Source organism: Luteimonas sp. Soil_C_16 (assembly GCF_057657295.1).
Window position 1 is genome coordinate 304,665 of the sequence record NZ_JBDGIS010000004.1, and the last position, 22,621, is coordinate 327,285.

The 22,621-nt window shown below is 62.0% G+C and carries 15 protein-coding genes; 3 read left to right on the top strand and 12 right to left on the bottom strand.

Annotated elements, in window-relative coordinates:
• Window positions 1-63 precede the first annotated feature (63 nt).
• The 11 genes from brxL to folD all read right to left on the bottom strand — a co-directional run bounded on the left by brxL (window position 64) and on the right by folD (window position 19,105).
• Complete coding sequence (gene brxL, locus AC3A5T_RS10095) at window positions 64-2,130, bottom strand: protease Lon-related BREX system protein BrxL (protein WP_487628452.1); 2,067 nt, start codon at window positions 2,128-2,130, stop codon at window positions 64-66.
• Window positions 2,120-4,741 carry a BREX-1 system phosphatase PglZ type A gene (gene pglZ / locus AC3A5T_RS10100; RefSeq protein WP_487628453.1) on the bottom strand — a complete coding sequence of 874 codons (2,622 nt, stop codon included), beginning with the start codon at window positions 4,739-4,741 and terminating at the stop codon, window positions 2,120-2,122. Before pglZ ends, brxL begins: the two co-directional genes overlap by 11 nt.
• Window positions 4,742-4,743: 2 nt before the next feature.
• Window positions 4,744-8,316, bottom strand: coding sequence for a BREX-1 system adenine-specific DNA-methyltransferase PglX (pglX, locus tag AC3A5T_RS10105; protein ID WP_487628454.1), 3,573 nt, complete (start codon window positions 8,314-8,316; stop codon window positions 4,744-4,746).
• Entirely contained in the window at window positions 8,316-11,936 is a 3,621-nt protein-coding gene (gene brxC, locus AC3A5T_RS10110; RefSeq protein ID WP_487628455.1) for a BREX system P-loop protein BrxC, read from the bottom strand. The genes pglX and brxC overlap by 1 nt, the downstream gene beginning before the upstream one ends.
• A 20-nt stretch (window positions 11,937-11,956) precedes the next feature.
• Window positions 11,957-12,535, bottom strand: a complete 579-nt coding sequence (locus tag AC3A5T_RS10115; RefSeq protein WP_487628456.1) for a DUF1788 domain-containing protein — start codon at window positions 12,533-12,535, stop codon at window positions 11,957-11,959.
• Window positions 12,532-13,125 (bottom strand): DUF1819 family protein, encoded by a 594-nt coding sequence (locus tag AC3A5T_RS10120; RefSeq protein ID WP_487628457.1) that lies wholly within the window; start codon window positions 13,123-13,125, stop codon window positions 12,532-12,534. Before AC3A5T_RS10120 ends, AC3A5T_RS10115 begins: the two co-directional genes overlap by 4 nt.
• Window positions 13,122-14,453, bottom strand: a complete 1,332-nt coding sequence (locus AC3A5T_RS10125) for a type II toxin-antitoxin system HipA family toxin (RefSeq protein ID WP_487628458.1) — start codon at window positions 14,451-14,453, stop codon at window positions 13,122-13,124. Before AC3A5T_RS10125 ends, AC3A5T_RS10120 begins: the two co-directional genes overlap by 4 nt.
• Entirely contained in the window at window positions 14,450-14,707 is a 258-nt protein-coding gene (locus tag AC3A5T_RS10130) for an XRE family transcriptional regulator (RefSeq protein ID WP_487628459.1), read from the bottom strand. Before AC3A5T_RS10130 ends, AC3A5T_RS10125 begins: the two co-directional genes overlap by 4 nt.
• 246 nt (window positions 14,708-14,953) lie before the next feature.
• Complete coding sequence (gene guaA / locus AC3A5T_RS10135; protein WP_487628460.1) at window positions 14,954-16,534, bottom strand: glutamine-hydrolyzing GMP synthase; 1,581 nt, start codon at window positions 16,532-16,534, stop codon at window positions 14,954-14,956.
• 119 nt (window positions 16,535-16,653) lie between these two features.
• Entirely contained in the window at window positions 16,654-18,111 is a 1,458-nt protein-coding gene (guaB, locus tag AC3A5T_RS10140; protein ID WP_487628461.1) for an IMP dehydrogenase, read from the bottom strand.
• Between the two features lie 118 nt (window positions 18,112-18,229).
• A complete protein-coding gene (gene folD, locus AC3A5T_RS10145; RefSeq protein WP_487628462.1) occupies window positions 18,230-19,105 on the bottom strand; it encodes a bifunctional methylenetetrahydrofolate dehydrogenase/methenyltetrahydrofolate cyclohydrolase FolD in 876 nt (291 codons plus the stop codon).
• A gap of 109 nt (window positions 19,106-19,214) precedes the next feature.
• On the opposite strand from folD, the gene AC3A5T_RS10150 reads away from it, so the two are divergent.
• On the top strand, window positions 19,215-19,541 hold the full coding sequence (locus AC3A5T_RS10150; RefSeq protein ID WP_487628463.1) for a DUF1244 domain-containing protein: 327 nt from the start codon (window positions 19,215-19,217) through the stop codon (window positions 19,539-19,541).
• 296 nt (window positions 19,542-19,837) lie between these two features.
• Here the strand turns inward: AC3A5T_RS10150 and htpX are convergent, their stop codons facing one another.
• Complete coding sequence (htpX, locus tag AC3A5T_RS10155) at window positions 19,838-20,743, bottom strand: protease HtpX (RefSeq protein ID WP_487628464.1); 906 nt, start codon at window positions 20,741-20,743, stop codon at window positions 19,838-19,840.
• A gap of 146 nt (window positions 20,744-20,889) precedes the next feature.
• Between htpX and gluQRS the strand changes: the two genes are divergently transcribed.
• Window positions 20,890-21,798 carry a tRNA glutamyl-Q(34) synthetase GluQRS gene (gene gluQRS, locus AC3A5T_RS10160; protein WP_487628465.1) on the top strand — a complete coding sequence of 303 codons (909 nt, stop codon included), beginning with the start codon at window positions 20,890-20,892 and terminating at the stop codon, window positions 21,796-21,798.
• Between the two features lie 51 nt (window positions 21,799-21,849).
• A complete protein-coding gene (gene phbB / locus AC3A5T_RS10165; protein ID WP_332077333.1) occupies window positions 21,850-22,590 on the top strand; it encodes an acetoacetyl-CoA reductase in 741 nt (246 codons plus the stop codon).
• The last annotated feature ends 31 nt before the right edge of the window (window positions 22,591-22,621 follow it).

The following is a 22,621-nucleotide window of genomic DNA, read 5'->3' on the forward strand; positions in this document are numbered from 1 at the left end:
GGAGGCGCACGCACGTGTTGGGACTCCCGCCTTCAACGAAAATTAGATGAAGTCGTAGATCGCCTACTCGACTCCCAGCGCCTTGAACACAGCATCCACCGGATCGGAATAGAAGCTCGTCTGAAACTTGGCAAACAGCTCGCCCGGCACAGACACGATGTCGGCGACGCTGCTCATCGGCAGCAGAATCCGCTTGGCACCGGCGTCAAACGCGACCTGCATAGATTCCGCCAGATTGCGTGCAGGCGAGATGGTGCCGCCCAAGGACATGTCCCCCAAAACCACCAGTTGGCTCTGTACGGCGCGCCCTAAACCGGCCGAACACAGCGCGATCAGGCTGGACAGCGTCATACCTTGCGGGGCGCCGATGTTCTGCAGCTCGACCAGATGCAGATGGAAGTCGTGTTCGCCAGGCTTGATCGATGCACTGATGCGAGCGGCGTGCGCTTTGAAGTAGTCGAATCCCACACGAACGGATTCCTTCGCGGCGGAGCCGGAAATCGACAGCTTTCCGTTTCCCGCCATCGTCTGGATCTCGACGCGATAGACACCCGGCATGCCGCCTAGCCCCATCGTGATCGTGTGCAGCGTGCCCGGTGCGCTGCCGCCTTCTGGTATCAGACCACCTCCGCCCTGTTCGGGTACGGCGACGAAACGTTCCTCACGGTCTTCCAGATCGATATAGGAAAAGTGGACGTCGTAGAACTCCATGCCGCCGATCTTCTTCAGCTGCTCTTTGACCCGTCGGCGCGCCTCCAGCGCGTACTCGAGACACTGACGCACCTGCTCCTTGTCATACTCGCCATGTGGACACAGCAGTTTGAGCAAACCTGAGACCGTGCGCCGCACCGCAATGGTGTCGCGCTGGTTGAGGTTGTTGCCCAGCTTGAAGTAGCGGTCGATCGCGTCGGAGAAGCTGTGCTTGCGCATCTCGCGCAGGTACTCCGCCAAGTAGTCCACGATGAGACCAAATTGGTTGGTGAAGAACTCCGGCCGCATCTTGGGGATTTCCCAGCCCGGCACGTAGGCATGGAATCGATCGAAGAACGCGGAGTCGATCATGACTTCCGGAAAAGGCGCCAGCAGGTGCGAGGTCTTCACCAGCGACTCGACGCTCTGGTTGATGTTGCCGATGAAGACCATCGACGCGTTGGCATTGATCGACTCGCGGCCGCGGCTGAATGAGCCGGACGCCATGTAGTCCTTCATGATCTGCACGCCGTCGTGGTCCTTGAAGCGGATGCCCGCGACTTCGTCGAAGGCCACAACATCCCACAGGCCCACCAGGCCCACCGTACGCGCCGCCATGTTGTAGAACAGGTTGGCTACGGTGGTCTGTCCACCGGAGACCAGTATGCTGTTGGGGCTGATCTCTTTGAAGATGTGGCTCTTGCCCGTGCCGCGCGGCCCCAGCTCGCAGTAGTTGTAGTTGTTCTCGACCAACGGAATCATGCGCGCCAGCAGATGCCACTTGGCGCGCTCATCAAACGTGGTCGGTTCCATGCCGGTGGAACGCAGCAGCACGTCGATCCATTGCGCATCGGTGAAGGCCTTGCGGCCCTCGAACAAGGCCTGCATGTCCATGTTCGGCATCTGGATCGGCTTGAGATCCTCGACGACGAAGGGCGAGCCCTTCTGGTTTTCCTCGTAGAGGTAGCGCAGCGTCACGATGCACCAGATGCCGCCAGCCAGCAGCTTCTCGAACTCACGCACGAAACGATGCGAGATCTCTGCGTTCTTCACGCCGAGGTTGGACAACAGCGCCTCGTAGACATCCCGCTTGTCGTTGAGCTTGACCGTGACCTTGTCGATGATGCGATACGTGCCGCTCTCGCGGATCTTCGATTTGACCTTCTCGGCCTCGTCGGGTCGCACATAGTTCTCGCTCAGCACGCGCTTGACCGTGGTCAAGCCGGCCTGAATGGTCGCCTCGTCATCCGAGGCGCAATACATGCCCAGCAGGTACTCCAGAACGTAGACCGGGACATTCGCCCCCTCTTTGATCAGCTTGGTCAGATCCTTGCGCACCACCTTGCCGGCGAAATGCCGGTTCAACAGCGCATCCAGATCCTGCAGGGCCTGCGGATCGTCTACAGCACTTGCCGTGTCGCTCGAAGCGTCAGAAGTCATTGGAAAACGCCAGGTCGATTCTCAGGGAAGCGCGTAGTACTTCTACGTTCGTCTTTGCATCGCGCCCCACCAGGGCGTAGTCCTTGTGGCGGTCGTACTGGCCCGACCGGACGGTCAGGATGATCTGTTTAATCCGCTCTGCCAGGACGGAAGATGCGCTGTCAAAGGTCACCGTCGCTTCGTCGCTGATCAGCGTGTCGCCATCGCGCAGCGAAACCTTCAAAGAGCGTGCCAGCACCTGTGCGCCTACGGCCTCTGTCTGAATCAGGTCGAAGCGCTGCGTGTTGGTCACCACCTTGTTCGACAATCCCATCAGACTCACGTCCACGGCGCGTACCCGGCCCTTCGCCGATTCGGATTCACGCACGGTCAGCAGCGGCACGATCACTTCCTGCGGCATCGCCGAGCCATGCACGAAGCGCGCGCCCCCAGCGAAGTGGAAGCGCATGGCGCCCTTGGGCAGCCAGAAGTCCACGCTGCTCTCGCCTAGCTCTGTATGCGCGGTGGTACGGGTGGAGCCAGCCCACACGGCCGGATTCTCCGGCAGGTCGCGACCGATCAGGTAGCGCTTCTTGGCGCGCAGCGTGCCTGCAGGCTTCTCGGCCAAGGCCGCCTTGCTCGCGTGATCCAGGGGCGATTCCTGATAGAGGAATCCGTGATCGGCTGTCACCAGTACCGTCGAGCCGTTCAAGCTGTTGATGATGTAGGAAATGATCCGATTGAGCTCCACCACCGTCTGCGCCACCGCGTCGAAGGTCTTGCCCTCCGAGCCCTGCTTGTCGCCGGTCATGTCGATCAGGTCGTGATAGACGTAGATCACGCGGTGGTCGCCGACCAATTCCCGGCCCTTGGCTTTACCCAGTTCCAGCAGGTCTGCGGCGCGCACGGCAATGCCGTCGTAGCGGCCCAACTGCGCGTTGCGAGCGTCCAGGGTGGCGGCCGGTTGTCCGTCCACCAGCACGTCCAGGCTGTCGCCCGGCTTGTAGGCCAGCGAGTGATGCGGCAGCAGGGCGGCCATGCCCAGCGAGGTGTAACTGGGCAACACGCTCAACATGGCATCCAGCTCGGCGACCAATCGGTTCTTCGCATTGATGTCCCGTGCCAGCTCTTGACCTGCTTCGTAGCGGAACGCATCCGAGATCAGCACGAAAACGCGCTTGGTGGTCTCGAGTTGCGCCGCGACCCGGTTGTCGAAGAACTGATGCTGTGGCACTAGGCCGTACACGCTCCAGGTCTCCAGCAGTCCATCGCTGCCCTCCAGCACCTTGGCCCATGCCGAAGACAGCGTCGGCACGAACCAACCGGAGTACGCCGCTTCAATTTGCTCGTGCAAGTCGTGCAGCACGCCCCAGCCCATTGGCTCGACTTGGCTGGAGGCGTGGTGGAAGTAGCGGTACAACTGGTCGAAACGGTACAGCTCGGCACGGTAGGCATGTACTGCTTCTCCTGCGCCGGCAAAACTGATGCCCGCGGCATGTCGCTCTTTCAATTCGGAGAAGCCGGCCGCCGCCTCCAGCGCCGAGTAACAGCTGGCGATCGCGCGGACCTCGTCGCTGTCGCTGGCTAACCGCAGATCGGCCCAGTGGCCGTCGCGACGACGGTCGATAATGGGCTGAATCGATGCCAGTGCCGCGCCGCCGAGTTGCAGCACCCTGCCCTTCAAGTCATGCAGGATGCACCGCTCCACCTGGGCGAAGGTCATGCACTCCAGCAATACTTCCGCCGGGCGGTCGGCAATCAGCGCGTTAATACTTAGCTCGTCCGCGATCGCGGCCGACAGGTCGGTGTAAGCCCGGTAGCGGTTGAGGTCACTGCGCCAGCGGCCTGCCAGGACGGCGGCATTGCCGGCGAGCAGCGCATGGGGCAATTGCAGGTGGGTCAAGGCCGCAGGAACGGCAGTGCCCAGGCTGCGGGCGAAATCGGTGACCAGGATACGGCGCAACAGATCTGCTAAGCCGGGCGCGCTGGCCTCATAACCGAAGGTCTCGCGCATCAGCTGCCAGAAGGCGTCCTCCAGCCCATAGCCCTGCAGTTCACTCCAGGCCTTCGGCGACTCGCCGATATCCTGATGCCCTTCCACCCACAGGCCGTGCATCAGCTGTAGCGCCAAGGACAGCGCGTCCGCCTCGTCGCTGCGCAGGATGACGGCCATCATCTTGCGGTCCAGCTCTGCTTCGCCGTCCATGGGCTGCAGCAGGCGTTTCAACTTTTGGCGTCGGGTTTCCGCGGCCAGGAATTTCGCGCGGGCGCGCAGGTGTGGCGCCAGTGCGGCGTTGCTGAGCCCCAGCTCATCCAAACGCACCGAGGTCAGGTCGGCGCGGAAGCTTTGCGCGCGCAGGCGGATGTCCAGCAGCCAATCCGATGCGGGCTCGGGCTCGGCCTTGTTGCTGTAGAGGAGGAATCGGCCTTTGGGGTTGCTTTCGATGTGGCGCTTGGTGGCCAGTGCGGAAGCGCTGTCCAGGCGAATGGTCTCGATATCGACATCCATTTGCAGGGTATCCAGAGCATCAGCAAACTCCGCGTCCACGTCGTGCCAGAACACGAGGCCGCCAGCCGCGAAGCGCGAGGCCAAGGCGTCCGCAATCCACGGGGCTTTTGACTCTGCGGCCACGGTCAGTCCTCGTCCTTGGTACCGACGATGGCTTTAACCTCGGCCAGCAGGTCGCCGAACTTGCCGTAGTTCACTTTTACGCCGTCATCGAGATCCAGTTCAATGCGCATGTCGGCGTAGTGGCGCAGTTGTTCGTCATAGGCCAGCAGCTCCAGGTGTTGTTTACGCAGGCGTTCGAGTTGTTTGTTGGCGCGGTTGCGTATCGCAGTGGAACTGGCGGTGATGGCATCACGTTCCAGCTGTTCGATGCGGGCCTGCATTTTTCCGGTCAGGGGTACGACGTACTCGGCGCGCAGACGCGACAAGGTGCCGGCGTTGTAGCGGTGCAGATAGACGAGTGCCTGGAAGGCGCCTTGCTTGCCGCTGGAAAACAGCCAATAGATGGGACGCTTCTTGTAGGTCTGCAGATGGTCTTTGAAGAACTTGTCGGCCAGGTAGCGGCGGATGGTGTCTTCAGACGCTTCGTTGGGTTTGCGGCCCAGGCTTTCGGCCAGCCAGGTCATGTTCTGGTCGAGTGTGTCGGCACCCCAGACGGCCAGCAGGAATTTGCGGATGCCTACGGCAGCGTCATCGTCAAACCAGAGGTCTTCGGTCAGGGGGACGATGCCGTCGGCGTCGGCGGAAAACCTGGTGTAGCGGGAGGGGTCGAAGCCGAGGTTGCCGGCGTCGGCGTAGATCAGGCCCGGGGCGTCGAGGCTGTAGCGGCCCATCATGCAGCCGATGGCATAGGAGATCACCTCCTGCATCGTGTCGGTGCGGAAACGAGCCCATTGCTCGTCTTCAGTGAGTTTTCCGCCGTAGCGGTAGGCGGGATTAACCGTGAGAGTTACCTGCTCTAGGGGAAGGGCGGGGGAGAGTTCATCCTGCAGGTCGTACGCGTCGATGAAGAGACGGTTATTTTCCTCTTCGAGACGCTTCATCTTGGCAACGTTGTCGCGGTTCTGGGTAACCCAGAGAATGTAGCTTGTTTCGAGGCTGGTAGGGGCATCGGAGGAAGCTCTGAGGACCGGTAAGGATGGAAAGTCCCAGGAGCGCTCGTAAGAATCCCAATCCGATGCTGCAAGATCCGCGCAGGCTCGTGCATTTACCACGCATTGTGCCCCACAGCTTTCTAAGTATGGCAACCGTCCAACCGGACCTTCATGAAAGTCCAGCGTAGGGGAAAGGGCCAACAGAAAATAGTTCACCAATGGTGAATTGGCGAATGCCATGACTGCCATCAACTGATCATTTGATTCCGCAAAGCACATCGCTCCCTTTGTTTCAAAAAGAAACCCAGGAGGGGTATAACGCATGGTCAGATGAAGTGAGATTGTCCCCCAAGTAATTCCTTCACGCAGGTAATACCGCTCGTTACGAATCACTGATCGAGGCTTGAACGCATGAAGATCTCGACCGCCGCTTTCCCAGTTGACGACATACTCGTTGTTACCGTACCACTTGCGAATTTCGCCACCTTTGTTACATGGGAACCATTTGGCCGATCTCTGTAACCGGTCAGAGGCCACATCGAGTATCGTCGATCGATTCGCAGCGACCTCATGCCAATAGCGAAGAAACTTCCCATTGTCCCCAGTGGCCAAGCCCTGACGCGGCTCGACTTTCGAAATTAGTGGCGGAATTTCTGAGAAAATCTCACGAAACCTATCGCTAACCCAGTACGCAATTGGCGCACCTGGAATCAACAGAAGCTCTTCGGCTGAAACACAGAACAAATCCTTCGGATTCTTAGCAAGAAAAACTTCCTGTTTATTCGAACTCTGGGGTGCGCGATTCAAATTCTGGAAAGATCCGCAGAATCTTGGAACGTTTCTGTTCATCGCAGAAAATACCGTCGCCATTGCAATCTTTGAGTTCATGGATGGGAAGCTATTGAATCCAATCTGCGCCATCGTTCGAATAGTTTTCTCGCGCAGAAGGTATTCTCTGAATTTTTGAAACGATGACAAAAACATCCAGCTCTGCATGGTAACCATGGACATGCACCCTGCATCCTTCAGCAAGGAATAGCCTCTCTCAACGAAGCATGCGAAGAGATCGCTTTTGGCATTAGGGAATCTGTCTTTTGCAAACGTCTTTACGAGCACGTTCATACCCTTTCCACCCATATATGGGGGGTTCGCCACTATCGCGTCGTACTGTGCCGCCAGCAGTTCAGCCTGCTGTACCAATGGCTCCAAGCGCTTGAGTGCATTCGACACAAACAGGTCCCGGCTAGTCGCCGCACTCAGCTTCTCAAGTGCTGGCAGCTTCTTCGCCAGTCCCTCCAACACCTGAATCAACGACCCAAACGTCGTCGCGTGATCAAACAGCCGCTTCAGCGCCGTGAGGTCCCCCAGCTTCAGCCCGTAATCCTCAAGCTCAACCGACTTAGACAATCCCTCTGCGTCGAAGTCAGCGCTATCGACCAGCGCCATAACATTGAGTGTCACCCCACGCCCAAACAGCCGCCGGTCATCTGCCCGCCCCTTCATCATTAGCGCAAAGCCGGTCAACTGAGCCGCACGCTCGTCGATGTCCAGACCAAACAGATTCTTCTCCAGAATCAACCTCGGCACATCCCGCAGCTGGTACCCCCGCTCCATATAGATCGCCTTGAACAAGTCGTAGGCCTCCACCAGGATGTGTCCCGATCCACACGCGGGATCCATCAGCGTCAACGCCTCGGGATCCAGACTGCTCGGCGTAATCGCCGCAAGCTGCGCATTGACCTCATCCGTCTGCTGCGCCGGCTCGATGTAGTACTCCATCTGCCCCTTCAGCGGCGAATCCGGATACGTCGCCAACCACTGCGCACCCAGAGAGTTCTGGACCATGTACTTCACGATCCAGTTGGGTGTGAACAACTGCGTGGCCGCCGGAATGTCCTCCGACTTCACCACCTTGCCGATCACCTGATCCTTCTTCTCCGAAATATAGAACTGGTACAACCAGCCAATGATCTCGATCTGCTGCCAATCCGCCTCCGGAATGGACTGCACCAACCTGTTGACCACCGAATCGGTTAGCAACAAATTCTCCGGCAACAACAGCTCCGTTTCATCCCCCAGTGACTCGAACAGGAACGGCATTGCTTGATGCAGCGCATTGCACTGCGCAATCAACACTTGTCGATACAGCTCCGCATCCTGGTTGGCCAGCATCAACTCCCGCACCGTCTCCACGGTCAGCCCGGGCAGCGCATTCGATTCCGCCAGATCCAGCGCATGCGTCAACACCTCCGGCAAACCACCCTGTGGATTGGACAACACGCGCCGACCATGTCCCAGGTAGTCGTGCAGCTCCATGAAGCGCAGCGCCGCCAGGCGGTTGAACCACGAGTAGGCCACCGCCTCCGCTGTCTGCCCAAAGCCCTGCTGCTGCATGCGCGCGATCAACTTCCTGCGCTGTTCGTTGATCTGCTGTGGCCATGCACGGCCGGCGATCATCACCAGATCACCGGACACCTGAGCATCAGCGACCTGTAGCACACCGTTCGCCTCGCTAAGGCCCAACAGGTTGGCGCGTGCGCTCACCGCGGCGATGAAATCCTTGCGTGCCTGTGGCGCATAACTTTTGAGATGACCTGTATTCATTACTGGATCCGGATCCGCTTGCCTGATTTCAGGATGGCCGCGAACTCTGAGCGCAGCGCTTCGATATAGAGATCCACCTCCGCCTCGGATTCGAGGTATGGACGGGCGGCCAACTCAGACGGCCGCACGGTCTGCGACGGTTTCGGAGTGGGCGCTGTTGGCTTGATTGCCTTGCTGCTAGCAGTTGCCGAGGCAGCCGCAGTGGAAGTTCCGTTCATCGCGGACTGCCGCTTCAAGGCGTCAATGATCCGGTCCATGGCCTCATCCAGCAGCTGCCCGGCACCTTGTTCCAAATAGCTGATTTCCGGGAGGCTAACGGAGGCGCCAATACTCAGTTTCTGCTGCTGCAGCGGATGCAGGGCCGCATTGCTGAGGTCTGCGTCCGCGGACACGTCCTGCAAGGCACGGGTGACTTCCGTGATCTTCTTGTCGACTGCCAGGATCGCCGCTGCCCGCCCGCTCTGCACCATTGCATCGTTGCTGGCTTCGACCGTCGCGATCAATGGGTCGATTCGATTAATCCGGGCGTAGGGCGCCTGCTCTTCTCGGATGGCCAGCATTTCGGTGAGCGCTGCACTGGCCTTGGCATCTCCCGCCAGCGCGGCGCTATTCACTGAGAAGCGTGTCGCCGCGGCCAGCAGCTTGCGCCAGGAGACGAGCTGACTGGTGTAGAAACCATTGACGTCGGAGAAGTCCTCGCCCGCATCCAGCCAGGCGTCGCGGTCCCTGTTAAGCCCCTCAATGAACTCGTAGGGATCACGCACTGCAAGCTGCTTCCCTATCAGGGCTAGCAGCGCCGCGATCTTGTCGCCGCCGGGATGGTGCTGCTGCGACGCCAGGCCCTGGGCTGCCTTCAGCTCCGCTTGCCAACCCTGCAACCGCTCCCGGTAATCACTGACCACGCCGTCTTCGTCTTTGCGCGGCAAGGACGAGAACAGCTGGCGATAAAGATCTGCCACGCGGGTGATGCTGCCGGCGTCGGCCGTCTTGCGCTTGAGGATGGAGATCTGCCTGTGTTGCACTGCCTTGGACAGCGGCTCGAACGCAGACTTCGGATCCAGGTCCGAACCGCCCATCGTCAGCTTGATCTCGCCAGCCATGAACAGGCGCGTGACCAGCAGTACAACCTCCCAATCGGGCTTCCAGCCAAAGGGAATACCAGTGAATCGGTCGATGACATCAGACAGCAGCACCCGGTTGGTACTGGCACTGAGCTGCAGGTACTGGCGCACTTCATCCAAAGCCTGCGGGTTGCCCTCGTCACCCCCCAGCGCCAACTGGCGTTGACCGATGTCATCAATGGCCAGCAGCGCACGGATCTCGGTCAAGGGATCGTTCTGGCGCACCTTGAGATACGGCAGTTTGCTGTAGGTATTGGTGATCAGGTAGTTGATCAGCTCGTCCAACAACGCCGAGGGACTGGCCGCCTTCGACTGCACCTTTTGCCCTTTTGCGTAGAAGTCGCCGCGCACCATCAGCTCCGCAATCTGCGCGACCAAGCGCTGACGGCGCTCCCGATTTTCGTCCTTGCGCTCGAGAAGGATCTTCTTCAGCGAGGGTGTGGCACTGCTGGCCTTCGGGCTGTCGACGAATTTCTCGATCTGCCGGTAAAGCGTCAGCTCCACGTCCAGCCGATCGCCTTCGGCCAGCCGGATCAGGGCACGGCCATGACCTTCCGCGCTCAGCAGGATGCATTTGTCCGGCTTAAGCATGTCGTAGTCATCGCCCAGCGGCGTGCGTACGTCCAGGCTCAGTGCATGAGCGGCATTGCGGTACGGCAGCGCGTCAAGGAGCCGATTGAACTCGTAGTCGGCTTTGGTGTCGCGGTGGCGAACTTTCGACTGGGAAGCCAGGACCTCCTCGAACACGATCTCGGCCAGCAGCTTGGACTTGTCGGCGGCCGACACCTCCACATGACCGATCTCGCGCGCGATGTCGCGCTCTTCATTGGTCAGGAAGAACCACTGGTCGCCATTGCGGTTGACCAGGCGCTGCCGCTCCAGACGCTCAAGGCTTTGCTGTATCTCCCGCTTGAGCTGCAGCTTGTCGGCATCGATTTCCGACAGGGACAAGGTTGCGAGATTGTCGATGGTGGGTTTGACCACTTCGGCAATGTGGCGGATCAGAAACAGGGTCTTCAACAGGCGGATATCCTGCTGCTCCAGCGAGGCATCCTCGCCGGCCTGATCGATGGCCCGCTTGACCGCAGTATCAAGGAAGCTCTCGATCGACGGATAGAAATCGTAGAGCGGCACCAAGGCGTCGATGCCCCGCTCGCCGTTCTGCTTGGCAGCCGACTGGAAAGCATCCAGCAAGGAGCGCTCACCTCGCGAGAGATGCTGGCCTGTGGCCCCGACCTTGCGGATGGCCTCGAAGATCTTCTGCAGCAACGTGAACTGGTAGGGCGCAAATGGATACGTGGCGACGTAGTCGGCCGCATCCCGGTAGCTGCGCATGATCACTGCGTTGCCGACGAACGACAGCTGGTTGTTGATGATGTCGCCCTTGCTCTGAAAGACATCGCGCAATGCGTCATGCGCGGCTTCGGTTTTTGCCAGCAGACGCTCGCCGATGACCTCGTCGGTGTTGGAGCTGGCCAGCGACAGACGGGTATGGAAGCGACCCTGGATCTTCGAAAAGTCCTGGGACCGCGCCTTGTTGGCCTCGCCTATCGCAGCGTCAATGTCTTCCTGGCTGGTGACAATGACCCAGGCACGTCCGTTGCAAAGCGTGCCGAGCTGTTCGGTGATGGTCTGCAAGGTCAGCATCAGTTGCGTGTTTGCGCCTACGAACTGCCCGACCTCGTCCACTAGGAAAATGATGCGGTGGTCAGGCCCCCTGGCATCGAGGTATTCCCGCAGGAGCTTGGCAAAGCCCTCGATGTTGATGGTGAAATTGGCTTGCGCATCGTCGAACCATTTGGCTGCCGAGACGTCTGACATCTTGAGTGCGACGGCCAACGCGCCAGCCACTTCATCACGCAGAAAGTTGAAGGCATCACGTTCCGCAATCCAAGGACTGCCATGGATTCTTTCGAACTCGGCCTGGAAGACCCCATACGCATCTCGCGAGACCAGATGGCGCTCCATCTGGGCGATATGCGGAGCGTCTCCCGAAAACCCGAGTTTCTCGTTGAAGACTCGCAGGAACACCTGCAGGATCACATCCCGGTCTGACTTGCTGTCCGCCTTGGCGTCGATGTTGAACAGGATGACGTCAGCGCTGCCACGGGTCGCGCGCGTGATATCGGCGAGCAGCAATGGATCCTTGATCTTGTGCGCATCGAAGAATGCAGCCGCGCGACGCTTCTCGCCTGTTGCCGGATCAACTGCTTCGTAATTCTCAAGCAGATAGGACAAGATCTTGATGAAATGCGACTTGCCCGAGCCGAAGAAACCGGACACCCAGACCCCCATGCGATCGGTCAGCGCCGGGTCGCGAGGATTGTCCATAGCGGCGAGATAGGCATCAAAGAACTTACGCAAGTGCTCGGCAAGCTGCTTGGTGACGACATATTCGTCCAGCTCCTGCCAGACGCTGCCGGCATCCCGCTGGTCTGCCTTGATGACGCCATTGATCGGTCGATCGATTGGTTTGCGAAAAAGGTCACGGATCTTCATGTCTGGTGTAGCCCCCTGTGTCATTCGACGAGCCGAAACGCCCGGTAATAATGGTCGTCAGCCAGCGTGTTGAAGAGTCGTAACGAGAATCCGTCGTAACGACCGGGATAGAACATCACGACTGGAAGATGCTGCATGGTCGCCTGCAGAGCGGTCAGAAGTGTGTGGGAGCGCAGCATGGGATAAGACGCGCCCACGCCGGTAAGCAGCAAGACATCAACCTGTTGCATGTCGATTCGGGCCGCGATTCGCGCCGCCAGCTTGTCCTCTTTCAACACCGGCCTGAGCGCAGCCAACGCCGCGTCATCTCCCCTGCTGTTCTGGATATCCAGTACCCGCGTGTAGAGGTTGCGGTCCTCGAGTAGATCGATGATGAGCTTGAAAAGGTCGATGACCGCCGGGCGGACGGCCGGCTGCCGCTTCGTGAGGGCGGGCAGCAGAACGTCATCGACATAGCTCCGAACCTCCATCTCATGCTCAGGCGGATAGTCGAAGACCCAAAAGCCGATCTCATTGCCCAAGCCTTTGTTGGTCAGCAGTTCGTTGGTCGCCAAGCGCTCTCCGACCCGGTTCAAGCGTTGCCGAAATTCGTCACTCATGCCTGGAGCTCCATCAATTGAAGCAAGCGCTGTTTCCCTGATTGCCTGAGCATGTCCGCAACGACAGGATGAATATGAGGCTGAAGCAGACGCAGCGAACGCGTGGATTCAAGACAACGGGCTTCAGCGAGAATCCTGAGAATGACCTGCAGCAGCTTGCGTCGCGTAGATTCAGTCCAGCGCGCCACAGCGGGATCGCTTGATGCGCAGTCCGCAAGAAAGCGATCCCAGTCCCGCGGGGAAAGCTTGAACTCGAGCCGACGCGCGTGGTCCGCCACCACGCCGCGTATAAAATCGCGGAGGAGTTCGCTGTGGAGAATCGCTGCTGCGAACAGTGTCTGCGTTGCAACCTCCTTGTCACCATCGGCCACCAATGGCCAAAGCGCAGGATCTGCGGATTCCAGACGCAGACGAATCAGTCGTGCCTGACGGACGGCAGTCGCTTGAGAAGACTTCTGCAGAATGTTGTCGATCTTGATGGCCTGCTCCCACTTCTCATTTGTCACGCCGCCGATGAGCAGCCGCGCCACAAGGCGACTCTCGGGCAGCATGAGCGAGCCTGCAGAAAGATCTGCCTGATAGTGCTTCATGACCTGCCACCGAGCAGGTCCGATCGTCCGATTAAGCTTCGATCGGAGTTGACCGGTTCCGGATCCGAGAAGGTCGTAAAAGCGTCGCCCAGTGCAAGGTCTCCCATTGCATAGGTCCGCTTGTCGCGAAGGCCTCCAATGCCATTCTGCCAGGCGAGCAGCATCCGCTTGCCGATCTCGACAAACCCGGGATGCGCATCCATCGCATCCCGCACCTGCGGCGCGACTCCGATGATTGACTCTCCAATCTGCTCAATGATGTCAGCTTGGTTTCGAGCAGGCACGCCGAACGTGTTTGTGATGAAGGTTTGCAGATGCCTGCCTGGATCCCATGTTTTCTTACCCATGAAGCCGATGGCAGGTGGATTGTTGATGTAATTCGGATACGCGGCCGTGGTGATCATGTCGTAGACCGGCGTGAGATGGACATCAGTCCGCCGCGTGTACAGCAGGCCTAGATTCTTCGCGTGGCAGTCGGCATTCCGGAGTGCGTAGGTGAGCAATAAAAGCGTCGCCATCTGCTTAAAGACATCCGGACGGTTTTCGGCGGACACATGATCGCGAACGGCCCGTGCGATGCGCTCCCAGGTTGTCTCGTACTTGTTCGCCGGGCGCAAGCCGAGCAATGCGCAGAAATCTTCCATGCCCCATGCGCGCTCACCGTTCGCATCGACATCGAAGCGCTGCACTACCAATGCCTGACCATCGCTGGATATCTTGGTGGCTGCGGCGGGCGTCACCCGGCGCGCAACTTCCATGCAGAGATGTTCGTTGAGGGAGACGAAGGGCAGAAGTCGCGACGAGCCTTTGATTATGTGGTGATGCGTCAGCAGCGTGGCCTTAGTGTACGGAGCGACCCCGCCGCCTTCTCCACTCGAGTCTAGAAACTTCGGTACGACGCCCGACACGCCACTGGTCGCATGCTCCCGAACCAGATCGGCGAAGGCTTCCTCTGAGTTGTCGCCCTGCAACAGTTGCGCGACATCCAACGGCTTCGCCGGCGCATCCAGCGCAGCACCGGGGGGCGCAACCTGCACACGCCCGATCATGTTGCGTCCGATGACGGACAACAGGGCTGCAGGGCTTGCGCCCACGTGCGGACCGAAGCGTTCTTGCAGCACCTGCAGTAGATACCCCTCTGGCAGGTTCATCTGGAACACAGGATGGAGCACGTCATCCCAGAGATAGGGATCGCGTCGCACGTGCATAGTCAGGGAGACGAAATCGTCCTGGACGACGTCATCGTGATAGCTCAGCTTGCTCTTGAAGTCGCCGATCGCTTCGAGCGATGCAACCTCGCGCCCCATGACGGAGACAGACAGATTCATGGATCGCCACCGCGTTCACGCCGCAGCTCGTCAAGAGAACCAGATGATCCTGACTCTTCGAACCTGACTTCCATCCCCAAAACAGACAGCAGGGCCAGCAGCTTGCGTGACCCGAACTCGGCGAGCTTTCCGCGCTCGAAACGAGAAAGCGCCTCTTGGGTCAATCCTGCTTGAGCAGCGATATCACCTTGTTTGAGGCCAAGCAAACGACGCCGCTCTGCCACCGCTTGACCGAGCTCGACCACAGTTTGCATATGCTTTATTTGGCAAAATTTTGGCTGGATCAGCCTATTTTTGCCAAATAAATCAAAATGTCAAGGCTGTAATAGCGTTGTAGTGACGAATCGCGCCTAACAGCGGTCCGCCGCAGGCAGCGCAGCGCCCGTACCGCCGCACAAGTCATAACCATTTCGGCAGATCTGCGCTGGGAACAAACACGAATACCGTCACGTGTCATGAACACTAAAAACTAAACTACGAATTGCGGTGAGACCGCCGCCCTACTCCCACTCAATTGTCGCCGGCGGCTTCCCGCTGATGTCGTAGACCACGCGCGAGACGCCGCGGACTTCGTTGATGATCCGGTTGGAGACGCGGCCGAGGAAGTCGTACGGCAGGTGCGCCCAGTGGGCGGTCATGAAGTCGATGGTCTCCACCGCGCGCAGCGAGATCACCCACTCGTACGCGCGGGCATCGCCGACGACGCCGACGGACTTGACCGGCAGGAACACGGCGAACGCCTGGCTGGTCTTGTCGTAGAGGTCGGCGCGGCGCAGTTCTTCGATGAAGATGTGGTCGGCCTTGGCCAGGATCTCGGCGTACTCGGCCTTGACCTCGCCGAGGATGCGCACGCCCAGGCCCGGGCCCGGGAACGGGTGGCGGTAGACCATCTCGCGCGGCAGGCCGAGTTCGACGCCGAGCCTACGCACTTCGTCCTTGAACAGCTCGCGCAGCGGTTCGACCAGGCCCATCTTCATGTGCTCGGGCAGGCCGCCGACGTTGTGGTGGCTCTTGATGACGTGGGCCTTGCCGGTCTTGCTGCCAGCCGACTCGATGACGTCGGGATAGATGGTGCCCTGCGCCAGCCACTTGGCGTTGCTGAGCTTGTTGGACTCTTCGTCGAAGATCTCGACGAACAGGTTGCCGATGATTTTGCGCTTGGCTTCCGGATCGCTCACGCCTGCGAGCGCGCTGAAGTAGCGGTCACGCGCGTCGACGCGGATCACGCGCACGCCGAGGCCGTGCGAGCTGGAGGCATCGGCAAAGGTCGTCATGACCTGGTCGCCCTCGCCCAGCCGCAGCAGGCCGGTGTCGACGAACACGCAGGTCAGCTGCGTGCCGATGGCCTTGTGCAGCAGCGCGGCGACGACGGACGAATCCACGCCGCCCGAGAGGCCGAGGATGACCTCGTCGCTGCCCACCTGCTCGCGCACGCGCGCGATCTGGTCGTCGATGATGTTGGCCGCGGTCCACAGCGTGGCGCAGCCGCAGATGTCGACGACGAAGCGGCGCAGCAGCGCGAGACCCTGCTTGGTGTGCGTGACTTCGGGATGGAACTGCACGCCGTACCAGCGCTTGTCCTCGTTGGCGAACGCGGCCACCGGCACGCGGTCGGTGCTGGCGGTGACGGTGAACTCGGGCGGCGCGGCGCTGACGTGGTCGCCGTGGCTCATCCACACGTCGAGACGCTGGGCGCCGGCGTGATCGCTCAGGCCTTCGAACAGGCTGTCCTTGGCGACGATGGCGACTTCGGCGTGGCCGTACTCGCGCGCGTCTGCGGCTTCGGTCTCACCGCCCAGCTGCTTGGCCATCGTCTGCATGCCGTAGCAGATGCCCAGCAGCGGCAGGCTGCCGTCGAACACTTCCTGCGGCGCGCGCGGCGAGCCGTGTTCGGTGGTCGATTCCGGGCCGCCCGACAGGATGATGCCCTTGGGCGCGAACGCAGCGATCTCGGCCGGATCGTGGTCCCAGGCCCAGATTTCGCAGTAGATGCCCAGCTCGCGGATGCGGCGGGCGATCAGCTGCGTGTACTGCGCGCCGAAGTCGAGGATCAGGATCTTGTCGCTGTGCAGGTCGGTCATCGGCTTGGTTTTGTCTGGAATGTGGTGGCGCGTGGCGCTGGGAAATGCGGTGCGTGGAAGCCGGATACGAAACGGGATCCGCTTTCGCGAATCCCGGATCGGTGCGTGATGCCGCGGCCTCAGCCCGCCTGGTAGTTCGGCGGCTGCTTGGTGATCGTGACGTCGTGCACGTGGCTCTCGCGCTGGCCGGCGCCGGTGATCTTCACGAACTTCGGCTGGGTGCGCATGTCTTCGATGGTCGCGCAGCCCACGTAGCCCATGGTCGCGCGCAGGCCGCCGGCGAGCTGGTGGATGATGCCGCCGAGCGCGCCGCGGTACGGCACGCGGCCTTCGATGCCTTCGGGGACGAGCTTGTCGGCGTCCGAGGAATCCTGGAAGTAGCGGTCCTTGGAGCCCTGCTCCATCGCGCCCAGTGAGCCCATGCCGCGGTAGCTCTTGTAGCTGCGGCCCTGGAACAGTTCGACTTCGCCCGGGGCTTCCTCGGTGCCGGCGAACAGGCCGCCGATCATCACCGTCGATGCGCCGGCGACCAGCGCCTTGCCGATGTCGCCCGAGTAACGGATGCCACCGTCGGCGATCAGCGGAATGCGGTCCTGCAGGGCCTCGGCGACCATGTCGATCGCGGTGACCTGCGGCACGCCCACACCCGCGACGACGCGCGTGGTGCAGATCGAACCCGGACCCACGCCGACCTTCACCGCGTCCGCGCCGGCGTCTTCGAGCGCCTTGGCCGCTTCGCCGGTGACGATGTTGCCGCCGATCACCTGCACTTGCGGGTAGGTCTTCTTGACCCAGTTCACGCGGTCGAGCACGCCCTGCGAATGGCCGTGCGCGGTGTCGACGATGATCACGTCGACGCCGGCCGCGACCAGCGCTTCGACGCGCTGCTCGGTGTCGCCGCCCACGCCCACCGCGGCGCCGACCAGCAGCTGCTCGTCGGCATCCTTGGCGGCGTTGGGGTTGTCGTGCGCCTTCTGGATGTCCTTGACCGTGATCAGGCCACGCAGCGCGAAATCGTCGTTGACCACCAGCACCTTCTCGATGCGGTGCTTGTGCAGCAGTGCCAGCACCTCGGTGTCGCTGGCGCCTTCGCGCACGGTGATCAGGCGGTCCTGCTTGGTCATCACGTTGCGGACCGGATCGTCGAGCTTGGTCTCGAAGCGCAGGTCGCGCCCGGTGACGATGCCGACCAGGCGGCTGCCGTCGACCACCGGCACGCCGGAGATGTTGCGCGCGCGGGTCAAGCGCAGGACTTCACCGATGGTGGTGTCCGGGCCGACGGTGAAGGGCTCGCGGATCACGCCGGCTTCGAAGTTCTTGACCTTCGAGACCTCGGCGGCCTGGCGCTCGACGCTGAGATTCTTGTGCACGATGCCGATGCCGCCGAGCTGGGCCATCGCGATCGCGAGGCGGGCTTCGGTGACGGTATCCATCGCCGCGGAGACGATCGGCAGGTTCAAGCGCAGGTCGCGCGTCAGGCGGGTGGCGAGCCGGACATCCTTGGGGAGGATCAAGGAGTGGGCGGGAACGAGCGATACGTCGTCGTACGTGAGTGCTTCGGCCTGGATGCGCAGCATGCGGGGTGCCGGGGAGGAGGAAGCGCGCCATTCTAGCGCGTTTGAGGCCTCGACGCAGGCAACGCAGCGGTGCGCGGGCGTGCATCTGCGCCGGCCCGGAGGACCGGCGTTGCGGGGATCAGTGCGCCGCTTCGGCCGCTTCCAGCGTGTTCTGCATCAGCGTGGCCACGGTCATCGGCCCCACCCCGCCCGGCACCGGCGTGATCCAGCTGGCGCGCTGCGCGGCGGCGTCGAAGCCGACGTCGCCGACCAGGCGGCCGTCCTCGATGCGGTTGATGCCGACGTCGATCACCACCGCGCCCGGCTTGACCCAGTCGCCGGGAATCAGCGACGGACGCCCCACCGCGACGACCAGGATGTCGGCCTCGCCCACGTGCCGGCGCAAGATGTCCGGCGGGGTGAAGCGATGGCAGGTGGTGACGGTGCAGCCGGCGATCATCAGTTCCAGCGCCATCGGCCGGCCGACGTGGTTGCTGACGCCCACGATCGTCGCGCTGGCGCCGCGCACCGGGCGATCGGTGTAGGCCAGCAAGGTCGTGATGCCGCGCGGCGTGCACGGGCGCAGGCCGAACTGGCGCAGCGCGAGGCGGCCGACGTTCTCGGGATGGAAGCCGTCGACGTCCTTGCGCGGATCGATGCGGTGGATGATGTGGGTCGCGTCCGGAATGCCCGGCAGCGGCAACTGCACGAGGATGCCGTGCACGGCCGGATCGGCATTGAGACGGTCGATCAGCGCGATCAGTTCGCTTTCGGTGGTGCCGACGGGCAGATCGAAATCGAAGGCCTGAATGCCCACCTTCTCCGCCGCCCGGCGCTTGTTGCGCACGTAGGACTGCGAGGCCGGATCGCCGCCCACCAGCACCACGGCAAGCCCCGGGCGCGACCCGCCGGACGCGACGCGCGCATCCACGCGCACGCGCAGCTGGTCGAGCAGGGTGTCGGCAATGCGCTTGCCGTCGAGGATACGGGCCGGAATGGAGTCGACGGCGGTCATGCGGGCTCGAGCGTCTGGGGGCCCGCCATTGTCCCCGATTCGGGCCCGGGCTTGCAGGCACCGGCATGCGCCTCGATCCTGTCGGGCTTCCCGCCCCGGAGTTCTTCCCATGGCCGATGCCATCCCCACCCTGTCCGACGACGCCCGCACCCGCGTCGAGGCCGTCGCGTTCCGCCGCCTGCTGTCGCATCTCAACGACGCGCGCCCGGATGTGCAGAACATCGACCTGATGATCCTCGCCGGCTTCTGCCGGAACTGCCTGGCGGACTGGTACCGCGACGCAGCCAATGCGGAAGGCGTGGCGCTGGACAAGGATGCGGCGCGCGAGGCGGTCTACGGGATGCCGTTCGCGGAATGGAAGGCGCAGCACCAGAAGGAGGCGACGCCGGAGCAGCTGGCGGCGTTCGAGGCGGCGCAGAAGAAACACGCGAGCTAGCGATCGCCTGCCGCGCTCCGCCCGTTACCCCGCCGGTGACGAAAGGCTGGGAGGGGGATTTAGGACCGCGCGTGGCCCCACGCCGTCATTCCGGCGAAAGCCGGAATCCATTTTGACTTTGACCTGCAAACTTCCCGGGAAGATCAAGATGGATTCCGGCTTTCGCCGGAATGACGGGTTCAAATGGCGCTGCGGGCTCTTCCCGGAATCCAGGCTCCGCAGGAGGCCGACTGAAAGACGTTCAAGAAAAAGCCCGCCTTCCGGCGGGCTTTTCGCTTGTCACATTGGCCGATGAATCAAGCCACGATCCCCTGCCGCACCGAATCCCGGCTCGGCGGGGCATTCCGCAACGAGGCGATGCGCTCTTCCAGCGGCGGGTGGCTCATCAGCAGCTTCTTCAGGCCGTGGCCCACGCCACCGCTGATGCCGAACGCGGCAATGGTCTTGGGCATCGTGCTCTGGCCGTAGGTCTGGGCCAGGCGCTCGAGCGCGGCGATCATCTTCTCGCGGCCGGCCAGTGCGGCGCCGCCTTCGTCGGCGCGGAACTCGCGGTAGCGCGAGAACCACATCGCGATCATCGAGGCGAACAGGCCGAAGATCATGTCCAGCACGAACACGATCGCGAAGTACGCGATGCCGCCACCGCCGTTGTCGCGGCCACCATTGAGGTAACCGTCGATCGCGCGGCCAACCACGCGGGCCAGGAAGATCACGAAGGTGTTGAGCACGCCCTGCAGCAGGGTCATCGTCACCATGTCGCCGTTGGCGACGTGGGCGACTTCGTGGCCCAACACGGCTTCGGCTTCATCGCGCGTCATCGAGCGCAGCAGGCCCGTCGACACCGCGACCAGCGCGTTGTTGCGGTTGGCACCGGTGGCGAAGGCGTTGATCTCGGGCGCGTCGTAGATCGCGACCTCGGGCATGCCGATGCCGGCCTGCTCGGCTTGGCGACGCACGGTGTTGACCAGCCAGCGCTCGGACTCGTCGCGCGGGTCCTTGATGACGTAGGCGCCCGTCGCGCGCTTGGCCGACCACTTCGAGATCGCGAGCGTGAAGAACGCGCCGCCGAAGCCGAACAGGGCCGCGAACACGAACAGTCCGGCGTAGGTGGACGGATTGATGCCGAAGATCGCCATGACGATGCTGACCAGCGCGAGCACGGCGAGGTTGGTGGCGATGAGTAGGCCGAAACGCTTGAACATTGGGTACCTTGAGTCCGGATGACGCCTGCGCCAGGCGGAGATGGAAACGTGACGCGACAATCTGCGTGCACGAACGCACGATTTCAATTCGGCAGCGTGCAAGGCACAGTGGCGACCCCATGACAGTTCATGTGCCAGACAGTTTGATGCGCGCTTCCGATGCGTCCGCGTATCGCGGACGTTACGCGCCCTCGCCCACCGGTCCACTGCATGCAGGCTCGCTGCTCGCCGCGCTTGGCAGCTGGGTGATGTCGCGACAGGCGCGCGGCAGCTGGGCCGTCCGCATCGAAGACGTCGACCGTCTGCGCGAAGTCACAGGCGCGGCGCAAGGGCAACTGGCGACCTTGCAGGCATTCGGCCTGCAGCACGACGGACCGGTGCTCGTGCAGAGCACGCGCGATGCGCGCTATGCCGCCGTCGTCGACGCTCTGCTCGCGCGCGGGCACGCGTTCGTCTGTCATTGCAGCCGCGCCGATCTCGCCGCAACAAGCGGTCGTCATCTCGGCGTGTGTCGTGCGAGCGGCACGCGCCCCGATCCCGCGATCCGCCTGCGGGTCGAACCGGGCACGACGATCGAGTTCGTCGACGCGATCCGCGGACCCCAGACGCAGCAGGTCGATGTCGAAGTCGGCGATTTCGTCTTGCGTCGCGCGGACGGCTTCTGGGCGTATCAGCTTGCGGTCGTCGTCGACGACGGCGACCAGGGCATTACGGATGTCGTGCGCGGCGCCGACCTGCTCGACTCCACCGCCCGGCAGATCCTCTTGCAGGGAATCCTCGGTCTGCCGACGCCGCGTTACGCGCATCTGCCGCTGCTGCTCGATGGCGACGGCCGCAAGCTGTCGAAATCGGAACTTGCGCTACCCGTCGATGCCCGCGACCCGATGCCCGCGTTGCACGCCGTCTGGCACACGCTGGGGCAAGCGGGGATCGACGCGGACACGCCGTCTGCGTTTCTCGAACACGCGACCGCACGCTTCGACATCGCACGTGTGCCGACGCAGGACATCGTGATTGCTGCATCGCACAACACTGCTGCAACGCGCGATGCATAGACTGCAAAACCCGCTGTCGGACCGGCAGCGCACCCCACAGACGAGGACGGCATGAGCGGACGCGTGGCACTGGTGACCGGCGGCACCGGCGGTATCGGAACGGCAATCGTGAAGCGGCTGGCCGACAACGGCTATCGCGTGGCGACCAATTATCGCAACGCCGAGAAGGCGCAGGCCTGGCAGGCGCAGATGCGCGATGCCGGTTACGAGATCGCGATCGCCTCGGGCGACGTGTCCGATCACGAAGAGGCGGAGAAGATGGTGCGCGATGTCGAAGCGCAGCTCGGCCCGATCGACATCCTGATCAACAACGCCGGCATCACCCGCGACGGCACGTTCCACAAGATGCACGCGCTGCAGTGGCAGGACGTCATCAACACCAATCTCAATTCGGTCTACAACGTCACGCGCCCGGTGATCGAGGGCATGCGCGATCGCAAGTGGGGCCGGATCATCCAGATCAGCTCGATCAACGGTTTGAAGGGCCAGTACGGCCAGGCGAACTACGCCGCGGCCAAGGCCGGCATGCACGGCTTCACGATTTCGTTGGCGCGCGAGAACGCCAAGCTCGGCATCACCGTCAACACGGTCTCGCCCGGCTACGTCGCCACCGACATGGTGATGGCGGTGCCGGAGGAAGTCCGCGCGAAGATCGCCGCCGACATTCCGACCGGTCGCCTGGGCCGCCCGGAGGAGATCGCCTACGCGGTGAACTTCCTGGTCGCCGACGAAGCCGCGTGGATCACCGGCTCGAACCTCGACATCAACGGCGGCCACCACATGGGCTGGTGACGCGCGCCGCGCATCGCGCGCGGACCGACGG

Bases quoted from the DNA above. Each gene is read 5' to 3' on its own strand.
- gluQRS (WP_487628465.1), top strand. From the start codon at position 20,890: ATGCGCGCTTCCGATGCGTCCGCGTATCGCGGACGTTACGCGCCCTCG.
- AC3A5T_RS10150 (WP_487628463.1), top strand. From the start codon at position 19,215: ATGGCCGATGCCATCCCCACCCTGTCCGACGACGCCCGCACCCGCGTC.
- phbB (WP_332077333.1), top strand. From the start codon at position 21,850: ATGAGCGGACGCGTGGCACTGGTGACCGGCGGCACCGGCGGTATCGGA.
- AC3A5T_RS10115 (WP_487628456.1), bottom strand. From the start codon at position 12,535: ATGAGTGACGAATTTCGGCAACGCTTGAACCGGGTCGGAGAGCGCTTG.
- guaA (WP_487628460.1), bottom strand. From the start codon at position 16,534: ATGACCGACCTGCACAGCGACAAGATCCTGATCCTCGACTTCGGCGCG.
- AC3A5T_RS10130 (WP_487628459.1), bottom strand. From the start codon at position 14,707: ATGCAAACTGTGGTCGAGCTCGGTCAAGCGGTGGCAGAGCGGCGTCGT.
- brxL (WP_487628452.1), bottom strand. From the start codon at position 2,130: ATGACTTCTGACGCTTCGAGCGACACGGCAAGTGCTGTAGACGATCCG.
- htpX (WP_487628464.1), bottom strand. From the start codon at position 20,743: ATGTTCAAGCGTTTCGGCCTACTCATCGCCACCAACCTCGCCGTGCTC.
- folD (WP_487628462.1), bottom strand. From the start codon at position 19,105: ATGACCGCCGTCGACTCCATTCCGGCCCGTATCCTCGACGGCAAGCGC.
- guaB (WP_487628461.1), bottom strand. From the start codon at position 18,111: ATGCTGCGCATCCAGGCCGAAGCACTCACGTACGACGACGTATCGCTC.
- pglX (WP_487628454.1), bottom strand. From the start codon at position 8,316: ATGAATACAGGTCATCTCAAAAGTTATGCGCCACAGGCACGCAAGGAT.
- AC3A5T_RS10125 (WP_487628458.1), bottom strand. From the start codon at position 14,453: ATGAATCTGTCTGTCTCCGTCATGGGGCGCGAGGTTGCATCGCTCGAA.
- brxC (WP_487628455.1), bottom strand. From the start codon at position 11,936: ATGAAGATCCGTGACCTTTTTCGCAAACCAATCGATCGACCGATCAAT.
- AC3A5T_RS10120 (WP_487628457.1), bottom strand. From the start codon at position 13,125: ATGAAGCACTATCAGGCAGATCTTTCTGCAGGCTCGCTCATGCTGCCC.